General features: G+C 56.4%; 12 protein-coding genes. 5 read left to right on the forward strand and 7 right to left on the reverse strand.

The annotated features are described in order from the left end of the window. Positions 1–5: 5 nt before the first annotated feature. Positions 6–1,694: a long-chain-fatty-acid--CoA ligase FadD2 gene (gene fadD2, locus AO726_RS03030; RefSeq protein WP_058066566.1), complete on the reverse strand. Its 1,689-nt coding sequence runs from the start codon at positions 1,692–1,694 to the stop codon at positions 6–8. A gap of 240 nt (positions 1,695–1,934) precedes the next feature. After that, positions 1,935–2,336, reverse strand: coding sequence for a hypothetical protein (locus tag AO726_RS03035; RefSeq protein ID WP_058066567.1), 402 nt, complete (start codon positions 2,334–2,336; stop codon positions 1,935–1,937). Between the two features lie 627 nt (positions 2,337–2,963). On the opposite strand from AO726_RS03035, the gene AO726_RS03045 reads away from it, so the two are divergent. Both AO726_RS03045 and AO726_RS03050 read left to right on the forward strand, forming a co-directional pair. After that, positions 2,964–3,923, forward strand: coding sequence for an alpha/beta hydrolase (locus AO726_RS03045; protein ID WP_058066569.1), 960 nt, complete (start codon positions 2,964–2,966; stop codon positions 3,921–3,923). Further along, positions 3,923–4,393, forward strand: coding sequence for a MaoC family dehydratase (locus tag AO726_RS03050; protein WP_058066570.1), 471 nt, complete (start codon positions 3,923–3,925; stop codon positions 4,391–4,393). The genes AO726_RS03045 and AO726_RS03050 overlap by 1 nt, the downstream gene beginning before the upstream one ends. Positions 4,394–4,428: 35 nt before the next feature. Here AO726_RS03050 and AO726_RS03055 read toward each other — a convergent pair whose 3' ends face one another. Beyond that, positions 4,429–5,418 (reverse strand): alpha/beta fold hydrolase, encoded by a 990-nt coding sequence (locus AO726_RS03055; protein ID WP_058066571.1) that lies wholly within the window; start codon positions 5,416–5,418, stop codon positions 4,429–4,431. A 145-nt stretch (positions 5,419–5,563) separates the two neighbouring features. Continuing rightward, positions 5,564–7,867, reverse strand: coding sequence for a 5-methyltetrahydropteroyltriglutamate--homocysteine S-methyltransferase (gene metE, locus AO726_RS03060; protein WP_058066572.1), 2,304 nt, complete (start codon positions 7,865–7,867; stop codon positions 5,564–5,566). A gap of 147 nt (positions 7,868–8,014) precedes the next feature. Between metE and metR the strand changes: the two genes are divergently transcribed. Beyond that, positions 8,015–8,935, forward strand: a complete 921-nt coding sequence (gene metR / locus AO726_RS03065) for a transcriptional regulator MetR (RefSeq protein ID WP_058066573.1) — start codon at positions 8,015–8,017, stop codon at positions 8,933–8,935. Positions 8,936–8,940: 5 nt separating this feature from the next. Here the strand turns inward: metR and AO726_RS03070 are convergent, their stop codons facing one another. From AO726_RS03070 to AO726_RS03080, 3 genes are all read right to left on the reverse strand, one after another. Beyond that, positions 8,941–9,627 (reverse strand): class I SAM-dependent methyltransferase, encoded by a 687-nt coding sequence (locus AO726_RS03070; protein WP_058066574.1) that lies wholly within the window; start codon positions 9,625–9,627, stop codon positions 8,941–8,943. A 129-nt stretch (positions 9,628–9,756) separates the two neighbouring features. Next, positions 9,757–10,584: a protein-glutamate O-methyltransferase CheR gene (gene cheR / locus AO726_RS03075; protein ID WP_058066575.1), complete on the reverse strand. Its 828-nt coding sequence runs from the start codon at positions 10,582–10,584 to the stop codon at positions 9,757–9,759. Between the two features lie 36 nt (positions 10,585–10,620). Next, positions 10,621–11,559, reverse strand: a complete 939-nt coding sequence (locus AO726_RS03080) for a chemotaxis protein CheV (RefSeq protein ID WP_058066576.1) — start codon at positions 11,557–11,559, stop codon at positions 10,621–10,623. 75 nt (positions 11,560–11,634) lie between these two features. Between AO726_RS03080 and flgA the strand changes: the two genes are divergently transcribed. Together flgA and flgM are read left to right on the forward strand one after the other, a co-directional pair. Continuing rightward, entirely contained in the window at positions 11,635–12,393 is a 759-nt protein-coding gene (gene flgA, locus AO726_RS03085; RefSeq protein WP_058066577.1) for a flagellar basal body P-ring formation chaperone FlgA, read from the forward strand. Positions 12,394–12,544: 151 nt separating this feature from the next. Continuing rightward, positions 12,545–12,892 (forward strand): flagellar biosynthesis anti-sigma factor FlgM, encoded by a 348-nt coding sequence (flgM, locus tag AO726_RS03090; protein WP_058066578.1) that lies wholly within the window; start codon positions 12,545–12,547, stop codon positions 12,890–12,892. Positions 12,893–12,936: the final 44 nt, after the last annotated feature.

The raw sequence follows: 12,936 nt of genomic DNA on the forward strand, positions 1-12,936 counted from the left end.
AAGCGTTACACCGTGTCGCGCAGCTCTCGCCGAAGGATTTTGCCAACCGGGCTCATTGGCAAGGCATCACGCAGGACAATCTCTTTGGGGACTTTGTAGCCGGTGAAGTTTTCCTTGCAGTAGTCATGCAGCTCTTCAACCGTCAGGGATGCATCACGCGGAACCACAAAGAGCTTAACCGCCTCGCCGGATTTGGCATTGGCAATACCAATGGCAGCACAGTTGGCCACTTTCGGATGGGCCATAACGACATCTTCAATCTCGTTGGGGTATACGTTGAAGCCCGAGACAATGATCATGTCTTTTTTACGATCGACGATACGCACAAAGCCATCCGGATCAATGATCGCGATGTCACCGGTTTTGAACCAACCCTCTTCATCCAGCACTTCTGCCGTCGCTTCAGGACGATTCCAGTAACCCAGCATCACTTGCGGACCTTTGATGCACAGTTCACCGCGCTCGCCGAGCGGCTGCTCCACGCCTTCATCATTTATCACTTTGAAGCTGGTACCAGGCATCGGGATGCCCACAGTGCCAAGGCGCGCCGCGTCGCCATAGGGATTAGCACTGGCCACTGGCGAGGTCTCGGTCAAGCCGTAGCCTTCAACAATGGTACAGCCGGTGATTTCTTTCCAGCGCTCAGCGGTTGCCTTGACCAACGCGGTACCGCCGGAGTTGGTCAGCTTGAGGTGGGAGAAATCGAGGTTGCGGAACTCCGGATGATCCATCAGCGCGACAAACAAGGTGTTCAGTCCCAGTAAGCCGGAGAACTGCCATTTACTCAGTTCTTTAACAAAGCCAGGAATATCGCGGGGGTTGGTAATCAATACGTTATGGTTGCCGTTGACCATCATGCACATGCAGTTCGCGGTAAAGGCATAGATGTGATACAGCGGAAGCGGCGCGATCATGATCTCCTGGCCCTGCTTCATCATCGGCGTACCATCAGCGCCTAACTGCGACATGCAGGCATCCACCTGCAGCATGTTGGCGATCAGGTTACCGTGGGTCAGCATGGCACCTTTGGCCACACCAGTGGTACCGCCGGTGTACTGCAGTACGGCGATATCCTGCTGAGTCAGCTTGACCGGCTTAAGCGCATGGCCGTGGCCCTGCTTGAGTGCAGTTTTGAAATGAACCGCTTGGGGCAGGTGAAAGTCCGGCACCATCTTTTTAACTTTTTTGACCACTGTATTGACCAGCCAGCCCTTGAGCCCAGGCATCAGGTCGCCCATACGGGCTTCAATCAGGTAGTCGATTTCGGTATCTGGCAGTACATCCTGGACCAGCTTGCCGAACATATTCAAATACACCAAGGCACGGACCCCGGCATCTTTAAACTGATGGCGCATTTCCCGCGCGGTGTACAGCGGGTTGGTGTTGACCACCACCAGCCCGGCACGCATGGCACCGAATACGGCGATGGGATACTGCAGGACGTTGGGCATTTGCACGGCGATGCGGTCGCCGGGCTGAAGATCAGTGTTTTTTTGCAGGTAGGCTGCAAAGGCAGCAGAGAGACGGTCCAGTTCAGCGTAAGTCAGCGTGACTCCCATATTGCTGAAGGCCGGGCGATCGGCGAAGGTCTTGCAGGAGCGTTCAAACACCTCGACGACCGATTTGTAGGCACTAATGTCTATCTCGTTTGGAACGCCAGCTGGGCGCTTATCATTCCAGAAATCCGACTGCATTATTTTTATCCTCTTACCCTGAGAACTTCATTCCGCACATGCGGAGTTGCAGGGAAAGTAGCAGCTAACGGGGAACTGGCAAATAGCGCCAAAGCTTGATTGATGGGATGAATTCTGCCTCCCCTCTGCAAGCTATTGATATATAGGGCCGCACGCTCAGCCCATGGTGCTGCCCTGAAACACGGCGAAGCATTTGACTCAAACGTCCTGTGCAGGCGCGCGGCGAATACGGTTTACACGTTATTGCGCGCCGCTGAGTTGCTGACTTGCCGCAACATAATCCTGGCGGAATTGCTCGCTCTCAATCCAGGCTAGTGCAGCCGCTTCGTCACTGCCCTCAGCCCATTGGTGATACTCAATCAACGCGGCAAGAATAAAGTCGGTCGCGCCCTCCTCACCTTCCTGCTCAAAAACGATTTCCAGCAGCGGATGATTGAGGAAAGCCAGGCAAAGCGCCTGCTGGCTGTTCTTACCGGCATCGCGCATGGCGATAAACAGCTCGGTCAGGTCGACGGCTTCGAGGTCGATGCGATCATCATTCGGGTCCAGATCAGGCGCAGGAGCCTGGCGTTTCACCCGATTCTCACGGGCCTTGGTCTTCGCCCGCTGAGCGCGCTTTTGTTGCTTGGATACGGATGCCATAAATGCCTTGTCATGTACGCAGTGGAAATGCACCGGACACCTGCCTGTTCAGGGTCGGACGCGGCTGCAAAGCATGCCACGTATCGGTGTTTCAGGCACCCGGGCAAATCCGTTTAGGTACTCAATGGCATGCCGTATCCACCAATCAGTCGTGTTGCATGCCCCTCGGAATCAATTCGACCTTGTAGCCATCCGGGCCTTGCAGCAAAGCGATCACGGTCTTGCCGTGCTGCATAACGCCTGCCTCACGCACCACCTTGTGCCCAAGCCCACGGGCATGTTCGCAAACGCGCGCAGCGTCATCAGCCCCGAGGAGTTGGGGGAGCTTGAGTCATATGTGTTTGGCAAAAACTGCTATTACCGGCATCAGGTGGATCAAATGAACTGACTCCCTGCGACATCTATTTCGTCTGGCGCAAGCAGCAGCTGTCGCCGCTGGTGGCGGACTTTATCGCGTAAATCACGGAATAAATGCCCGCAGGTTGAACCTATTGCTGCCCCCCTCTTTCCAATCAGCCAGATCCAGAACGGCAGCCAGCAGCGGCTCTCTGAAAAGGACCTAGTTTTGCCAACACAGGCAACGGAATGCAGAATGGTGAAAATCAGCCGGTCGCTGGAGGGCTCCCGATGAACCATCATTCTTTGTGGCTGGATTGCGCGGATGCGCCGCCCTTGTACCTCAATCACTGGTCCTGCGGGCAACCCGCCAAGGCGGTGGTCATGCTTGCCCATGGCATGTCGGAACACAGCGGTCGTTACGCCCGCCTGGCTGAAGCGCTAACGGCTGAAGGTATTGAACTGTATGCCCACGATCAGCGCGGTCACGGCAAAACTGCTGCCGAACACGGTACTCCCGGGCACTTTGCAGATGCTGACGGATGGAACTTGGTCATCCGTGATCTTGAGCGGGTCAACCACCATATTCGACGTGACCATCCGCAAACCCCGATTTTTCTGCTCGGCCACAGCATGGGCAGCTACATCGGCATGGCCTATCTGATGCGCCACAGCTGCAGCGTGGCAGGCGCAATTCTGTCGGGCTCGAATTACCAACCAGTCGCGCTGTACCAGATGGGGCAAAAGCTGGCCCGTTTCGAACGCTGGCGGCAGGGTCCATTAGGACGCAGTGCATTGATTGACTATGTTTCGTTCGGATCGTTTAACAAACGCTTCAAGCCCAACCGCACCGCATTCGACTGGCTCAGCCGCGACCCACACGAAGTCGACAAGTACATCAGTGACCCTTTCTGCGGACAGCGCTGCAGCAATCAGCTATGGATTGACCTGCTTGGCGGACTGCAATCCATCACCCCACTGCGCAACCTCGCCCAGATCGACAGTAGACTCCCGATGCTGGTCATCGGCGGAAGCTGTGACCCGGTTAGTCAGGGCCAGCGTCAGCTAGATCTGGCCAGTGCATTGCGCAAGGCAGGTCATCAGCATGTTCAGGTCCAGCTCTACCCCGAAGCCCGGCATGAACTGCTGAATGAAACCAACCGTGATGAGGCTACGCGTTACATCATTGACTGGCTGTTAAAGGCCCTCGACCCCATGCAACAAACACCACCTGAGCAAGAGAGAACGTAATGACTCAAAGCACCAATACCACCTATGACGAGCTGGAAGTCGGTCAAACCGCCAGCTACAGCAAAACTGTGACCGAGCGTGATATCCAGCTGTTTGCCGAAGTGTCCGGTGATCACAACCCAGTGCACCTGGACGCCGAATATGCTGCCAGCACCATGTTCAAAGAGCGCATCGCCCACGGCATGTTCAGCGGCGCACTGATCAGCGCAGCTGTCGCCTGCGAGCTGCCTGGCCCAGGCACCATTTATATCGGCCAGACCATGAGTTTCACTGCTCCGGTGAAATTCGGTGACACCCTGACTGTGCGTTTGGAGATTCTGGAGAAGCTGCCGAAATTCCGCGTCAAGGTTGCCACCCGCGTATTCAACCAAGACGACCAATTGGTTGTAGATGGCGTTGCCGAGATTCTCGCTCCGCGTAAGAAGCAAACCGTAGAGCTGACTAAGCTGCCTCCGATCACCATCGGCTGATCACGTTTGAGCCATGCAGGCCCTTCCACGCTGATTTACAGACCAGCCAGATGGGTATCCCCGCGATGGGCCTGCAAATGCGGCAGTACCGCTGACAGAATCGGCTGCTTGAACGCCTCCTGAAAGCGGTGCGCCAGCCCCGGAATCAACTTCAATTCACTGCCCTTGATATGCGCCGCCACATGCACACCGTGCATCACCGGTAGCAGCGGGTCCGCAGTCCCGTGTACCACCAGCGTCGGCACGTGCAGACGGTTAAGCAATTCGACCCGGCTTGGCTCAGCCAGAATAGCGATCAACTGACGTTTCACCCCTTCGGGATTAAAGGCACGGTCATAGGATTCCTCCGCCTGTTGCAGCAGCAGCTTGCGGTCATCAGGAACCAGCGGACTACTCAGTGCCGAAAGTAAATCTGCCTGCTGTTCCAGAGCTTGTTCACGGTCTTTAGCTTCGCGCCGGGTCAGCAGCTCCATCAGCTCAGGTCTGGGCGACGGCAAACCTGCCGCACCGGAACTGGTCATCACCAGCGTCAGCGTAAGTACGCGTTGCGGCTCAAGATCAGCCAGATGCTGAGCAATCATCCCGCCCATGCTTGCACCCAACACATGAAAACGCTGCACGTTCAACGCATCCATGAGTTTCAGGGCGTCACCGGCCATGTCCCGCAAACTGTAGGCGGAATCCACCGGCAAGCCCAAACGATAACGGATCACCTCATAAACCAGATTGCGCCGCACCGGGGCCTGCTTCCAGCGGCTGAGCCCGGCATCGCGGTTATCAAAACGCACAACCCTAAAGCCCTGCTCGCACAGGCTGGTAACCACTTCATCGGGCCAGTTAATTAACTGGCCGCCCAAGCCCATCACCAGCAGTAAAACCGGATCACGCTCATAGCCGACGCTCTGATAGGCCAACTGCACATCGCCTGCATCGGCGTACCGAACCGCCGTTGTGACATCACAACGGGAGGACGCAAAAGACGGTACGGCCCACAGCAGGGCCGTAATAATTAGGATAAATCGCATACATCACCAGAAGCTGAAACTGCAGGACGCAGTTGGCGCAAAATGCGAGATTCTGCCGATAGCGATTCAAGACTGCTGCCACAAAACCGTGACAGTTTGATGAAGAAAGCCGAACGGCTATTGCCGTCCGGCTTCGCGAGTTGCCTCAGGCAAACTCTTTGCGCAAGGTCTGCGCAGCAACCACCATGTTCACCAGCGCTGCTTCCGTCTCAGCCCAACCACGGGTTTTCAGGCCACAGTCCGGGTTGACCCACAGGCGCTGAGCCGGAATCCGCCGGGCGGCCTTGCGCAGCAGCTGGACCATCTCGCGGGTATCTGGCACGCGGGGTGAGTGAATGTCGTACACACCTGGGCCAATCTCATTCGGATAGTCGAATGCCTCAAACGCGTCCAGCAGCTCCATATCCGAACGGGAGGTTTCAATAGTGATCACGTCCGCGTCCATAGCGGCGATGGACTCGATCACATCATTGAACTCGCTGTAGCACATGTGCGTATGAATCTGAGTTTCGTCCGCCACACCACTGGCACATAGGCGGAAGGCTTCGGTCGCCCAGTTCAGGTAGTTGTTCCACTGCGCCTTACGCAGTGGCAGCCCCTCACGGAACGCCGCCTCATCGATCTGCACAATGCGGATGCCGGCGCGCTCCAGATCCACCACCTCATCCCGAATCGCCAGAGCCAATTGACGAGCCTGCTGCTCGCGGGAGATGTCATCCCGCGGGAACGACCACATCAGCATGGTCACAGGGCCAGTCAGCATGCCCTTCATGACCTTATTGGTCAGCCCTTGGGCATAGCGGATCCACTCAACGGTCATCGCCTTAGGACGACTGAGGTCACCGTAGATGACCGCCGGCTTCACGCAGCGGGAGCCATAACTCTGCACCCAGCCAAAACGGGTGAAGGCATAGCCATCTAACTGCTCGGCGAAGTACTCAACCATGTCATTACGCTCAGCTTCGCCATGCACCAGCACATCCAGGCCGAGGTTTTCCTGCACCTCAACGGCATGACGGATTTCGCTGTACATCGCCTCGGTGTACTCCGCCTCAGAAATCTTGCCCGCTTTAAAGGACTGCCGCGCCAGGCGAATCGCTGAGGTCTGCGGGAACGAGCCAATGGTAGTTGTCGGGAACAGCGGCAATTGCAGATGCTCACGTTGCAGCTTGATGCGCGTCTCAAACGGCGAATGTCGTTGACTGTCCCGGGCAGTGACCGCCGCCAGGCGCGCTTGCACCTCAGGCTTGTGGATACGCGGCGACGCAGCACGGGTGGCCTGCACGCTGCGGCTGAGTTCAAGGGCGGCCTGCACCTGGCTGTTGTTCGGATCGTTCAACGCCAAAGTCAGCACCGCGATCTCTTCGCACTTCTGCACGGCAAAGGCCAGCCAGCTTTTCAGCTCTTCATCCAGACGATCTTCGCGCCCCAAATCCACCGGGCTATGCAGCAGCGAGCAACTCGGCGCAACCCACAGGCGATCGCCTAGACGCTCCTGAGCCTGCTGCAGAATCTCCAGTGCTTGGTTCAGATCGGTGCGCCACACGTTGCGCCCGTTAACAATGCCCAGTGACAGCACTTTATAGGCAGGCAAGCGGTCGAGAATGCCGGGGAACTGTTCCGGAGCGCGTACCAGGTCGATATGCAGACCGTCCACCGGCAGACTAGCGGCCAAGCCAAGGTTGTCTTCCAGCCCTGCGAAATACGTGGCGACCAATTTTTTCAGAGGGTCGCGCTGCAGCAGGTTATAGGCACGCTCAAATGCGTTTTTCCAATCTTGGGGCAGGTCCAGCGACAGAATCGGCTCGTCGATCTGCACCCACTCAACGCCAAGGCCGGCCAGACGCTGCAGCACCTCCCCATAGACAGGCAGCAGCGACTCCAAGAGCTCAAGGCGATCGAACTCCTCACCCTTGGCCTTGCCCAGCCACAGATAGGTCAGCGGGCCGATCACCACAGGCTTGACGTTGTGGCCCAAGGCAATGGCCTCTTTAACCTCTTCAAACAATTGTTCCCAGCTCAGAGCAAACTGCTGATCGCGGGTGAACTCAGGGACCAAGTAGTGATAGTTAGTGTCAAACCACTTGGTCATCTCTTGCGCATGGGCACCGCCACAGCAGCTGCTGCCGTGCTCAGCCGCAACGGTGCCACGCGCCATAGCAAACAGGGTTTCCAGAGTCGGCTTACCCGACTTCGGACGGAAGCGCTCAGGAATCACGCCAAACATCAGCGAGTGGGTCAGGACTTGGTCATACCAAGCGAAATCCCCCACCGGCAGCAGGTCGATACCCGCCTCTTTCTGGACCTGCCAGTGCGTGGCACGCAGCTGCTGACCGGTACTGCGCAAGCCGACTTCGCTAAGCTCGCCACGCCAGTAGGCTTCAAGGGCTTTTTTAAGTTCGCGGTCGCGACCAATCCGGGGGAATCCAAGGTTATGAGACAAGGCCATGTCGTAGTGCTCCATCAGTATTCAAGATGGGCACATTCTCGGCAGCCAACCAAATTGAGACAAACTCAATATATTTGTCTTGATCAATAGTTTTTCTCATGTTCAGCTATTAGCACAATGGCATCACCTGAACAGCAAAGAGCCTCCATGTTAGAACTACGCCACCTGAAAACCCTTCACGCCCTGCGCGAGAGCGACAGCTTGGTCGATGCCGCCGACCGGCTGCACCTGACCCAATCCGCACTGTCTCACCAGTTCAAGGAACTGGAAGAACGTCTGGGTATGCAACTATTCGTACGCAAAACCAAGCCAGTACGCTTTACCAGCGCTGGCCTGCGCCTGCTACAACTGGCAGATGAGGTGTTGCCGATGTTGCGCGCCACCGAACGGGATCTGGCCCGACTGGCCGGAGGAACCGCCGGCCGCCTGCACATGGCGATTGAATGCCACAGTTGTTTTCAGTGGCTGATGCCGACCATCGACCAATTCCGCGACGCCTGGCCGGAGGTGGAGCTGGACCTGGCCTCAGGCTTCTCCTTCGCCCCGCTCCCAGCCCTGGCCCGTGGCGATCTGGATTTGGTGGTGACCTCTGATCCGCTCGAAATCGCAGGTATCACCTATGTGCCGCTGTTTACCTATGAAGCGATGCTGGCCGTCGCCAATCAGCATCCGCTGGCAGGCAAGAGCTGCATCCGCCCGGAAGACCTGACCAGTGAAACCCTGATTACCTACCCGGTGGAACGTGACCGGCTGGATATTTTCACTCGTTTTCTGGAGCCTGCAGACGTCGAACCGGCCCAGGTCCGTACTTCGGAACTGACAGTGATGATGATGCAACTGGTCGCCAGTGGGCGCGGCGTGTGCGGGTTGCCCAACTGGGCGTTGCATGAATACAGTTCTCGGGGTTATGTCACGGCCAAACGTCTTGGCGAGAAAGGCCTGTTTGCCACGTTGTATGCCGGTATTCGTACGGACATGCTGGATGCGCCGTTTATGCGTGACTTCCTGCTAACAGCCAAAGACACCTCGTTCGCCAACCTCGAAGGGGTCAGCGTCGCCAAGGGCTGAGCAGGTCAGTTATTTTCCGAGCTGAGCAGCATCAGCAGCGACACCGGCTGCTCGCTTTCCGGATGCAGCGGCTCCTGGAGCCACTGCAAGCGCCAGCCCGTTTCAGAGAACAGGCTGAGCCACGACTCCAGGGTCCGGAAAAACCAAGGCATTGGCTCACTGAAGCCTTCACCAAAACCAGCAAAGGTCTCAACCCGCCAGCCATCGCGGTAACTGGCATCGTTACAGGCACGCCATGGATGCAGGGTCTGGATCAGTAGACGACCGTCCTTGCTGATCAAGCTGTGCATGGCTTTCAAGGTCGGGGCCAGGGGCTCTTCGAGCAAAGCGAAGTTGCACACCAGCACATCAAAACGTCCGAGCTGCGGAGCTTGAGACTCCAGCTCGGCATAGCCGCAAATACGGTATTTGGGAGTGCTGCCGGAAGCCTTACGGGCTTCAGCAATCAACGGTTCAGAGGCATCGACCCCGACCGCCTCAATACCATGCTCCACCAAACCCCGACACAGCCAACCTTCGCCGCAGCCGATATCCAGCACACGTTTGGGGGCCAGCGCGAGGATGGCCTGGATGATCGCAGCATCGGTCACCAGCCGGCGGCTTTCGATGCGTTTTTCCCTGACAGCAGCGGTCCACGCATCGGCATTGGCCTGCCAACTGAGATTCAACTGTTCTCTGTGATCGCGCTGCATAACCCACTCACCGAGTTTGATCGCCGACTCATACTACCAGTACTTGTCGCCAGACTTACGCCTGCAAATACGCAGGCGACGAATGCAAAAACGGGAGGTCTCAGCCTCCCGTTACACCTCGCCTATGGCTTACTTTGCCTTGTAAATAATGCCCGGACTGCATTGCACCATCTGATACAGATCCGGCAGGCCGTTCAACGCTTCGGACGCACCAAGGAACAGATAGCCACCCGGCTTCAGCATCGCGTGGATGCGGGTCAGGATGTCTTTCTTCACCTCAGCGGAAAAGTAGATCAGCACGTTCCGGCAAAACACCACATCAAACTTGCCCAGCGTGGCGTAGCTGTCCAACAGGTTAAGCGGACGAAACTCGACGCGGCTGCGAATAGCAGGTTTGACCACCCAACGCCCAGGCCCTTTCGGGTCGAAGTAGCGCTGCAGACGTTCCTGGGAGAGGCCGCGCCCCATCGCCAGACTGTCGTACTCACCGGCTTTGCACGCCGCCAGCATCGACGGAGACAGATCCGTGGCCACAATCTGCACACCAGCCTTGAGCTGACCGAGGTTGGTCCTCTCAAACTCATCAATGGCCATCGACAGCGAATACGGCTCCTGACCAGACGAGCAGGCCGCCGACCAGATACGCAGGCGCTGCGCCGGGTAAGCCTTGATCAGCTCAGGCAACACTCGGCTTTTCAGCACTTCGAAGGGATAGGTGTCGCGAAACCACAGGGTTTCATTGGTGGTCATGGCATCAACAACCTGCTCACGCAGGCCACCACGCGGCTGGGTCTGCATACGCTGAACCAATTCGCCGAGGGACTTGATGCCATGCTGTTCCATCAACTTGTTCAAACGGCTAGCAACTAGGTACTGCTTATTGCTGCCAAGCAAAATGCCGCAGGCTTTTTCCAGGAAAGTCCGGAACTGCTCAAAATCCAAATTACCTGTAGACACTCACTCAGCCTCAACAAACATACATTTAACTGGACGCTAGCCTTCGCTTGCCGTAACCGCATTAATACGGTCGACAACACGAGCTGCCAGATCATCGGGATGGAACTTGGCGAGAAAATCGTCCGCCCCAACCTTTTTAACCATTGCCTGGTTGAACACCCCGGACAGTGAAGTATGCAGGATGATGTGCAACTTTTGCATACGTGGATCAGCTCTGATCTCTGCGGTGAGGGTGTAGCCATCCATTTCCGGCATCTCAATATCGGAGATCAGCATGAGGAATTCCTCATCAGGCCGTTTGCCCTCCTCAACCATATCCTTCAGGTAATTCAAGGCTTGGCGGCCATCATTGAGGGCAACCACTTCCACGCCGATGGTCTCAAGACAACGGGACACCTGCTTGCGCGCCACGGACGAATCGTCGCAGGTCAGCACCCGCATATTGACTGCACGGGCCTGAGTCTCCGGCGTCAGAACACCCTCAGAAATCACCTCTGATGTGGGTGAAACCTCCGCGAGGATTTTCTCCACATCAATGATTTCCACCATCTGGTCATCCAGATGAGTCACCGCCGTCAGGTAATGGTCACGACCAGTACCCTTGGGTGGCGGATGAATCGACTCCCAGTTCATGTTGACGATGCGTTCAACCGAATGCACCAGAAAGCCCTGAACCTTGGTGTTGTATTCAGTAATGATGACAAAGCTGTTGTCGATATCCCGCAGCGGGCGACTACCCGTTGCCATGGACAAATCCAGAATTGGAATCGTCCCCCCACGAATATTGGCAACGCCACGAACCACCGGGCTGGACTTGGGCATGATGGTGAGTTTGGGGCACTGCAGCACCTCCTTCACCTTAAACACGTTGATCCCATACAACTGGCTGCCGTTCAGACGGAACAGCAGCAACTCCAGACGGTTCTGGCCAACCAACTGAGTTCGCTGGTTAACCGAATCCATCACACCGGCCATACCCAAACTCCTTAATTATGAGTAGCAGAATCCTGTCAGCGTAGCAGGCGGCACGCACCTTGCTTCTACAGAATCATGAAAACTGAAATGACAACTTACCGACGCGCTATGGCTAATTGCCTTCACTTGCTGGCAGTTGTACCTGCTTTGTTGACGCTCGGCTATAGCAATGTGGCATTAGCCACTGTTACTCGCACTGATCAGCTTATCGGCGCGGCAGAAGCTTTTCTTGAGCTAACCGTGAGCGAATATTTACAACGTAGCCAAATTGCAGGCCGCCACGAGATTCAAATCAGCCGTCTGGACCCTCGCCTGCGCTTGCCGTTATGTGACCAGGAACTGATCAGCACACTGGAAAGCCCAGGCGAACCCATAGGCCGCACCACTGTCCGCGTACGCTGTGATGGCAGCAGCCCGTGGACGATCTTCGTGCCCGCTCAAGTGCGCCTCTATAGACAAGTGGTCACAGCCAGCCGACCACTCAAGCGCGACAGTCAATTGAGTGAAATGGACCTTACCTTGGCAGAGCGCGATGTCGGCTTACTCAATCAGGGTTACTTGACTGACCTCAACCAAGCCATCGGCAAAAAATTGACGCGCTCGCTACTCCCCGATCAGGTTCTCAGCCCTGCTCAAGTGCAATTAGCTGAAGCCATTCGTAAAGGCGACCAAGTTGTCATAACCGCTAAGACCGGGAGCATTAATGTGCGCATGCCCGGTGAAGCGCTGTCCAATGGCACCGTGGGTAAACAGATCAGCGTAAAAAACCTCAGATCCAATCGAGTCGTCAGGGCCCGTGTAGTGGGGCCAGGGCAAGTGGAAGTGGCAATGTAGAGACGATTCTTGTTTAATCTCGCTTCAATAAATCAGCCACTTTGGTTTCCAGCGCCGTATCGGGTACGCCCTTCGGTAAAAAAGCACTAAAGTTTTCTTTAGAGCAGCCGAAAAACTGGCAAGCGTCCAAATACAGCCCGAGGTTTACATCATGGTCACTGACATCAACCGACTCAACAATGCCGCTTCGCCTGGCAATTCAGGCCGCGCTGGCAATGTCCAGTCCGGCGGCCGTAATGAAGCCATTAGTAATCAGCCAGCCCCAGCTCCTCAAGCAAAAGCAGCTGAACAAGCACAGAACGCAGGCAAATCCGGTGAGACTGTTCACCTGAGCCGGGAAGCCCAGCAACTGCAGAAAGTCAGTGAAAAGCTTCGCGACCAGCCCGTCGTCAACAAAGAGCGTGTTGCCCAGCTCAAAGCCGCCATTGAAGATGGCAGCTACCAGGTTGACAGCCAGCGCGTCGCAAGCAAATTGCTCAATTTCGAATCCCAGCGCTAGTCTCGGGCTACGCTGGGGGATTTTGGCCGCCTAACAGGAACCGC

The sequence above is a fragment of the Pseudomonas sp. TTU2014-080ASC genome, from assembly GCF_001446935.1.
In the GTDB taxonomy this organism is placed as follows: Bacteria; Pseudomonadota; Gammaproteobacteria; order Pseudomonadales; family Pseudomonadaceae; genus Aquipseudomonas.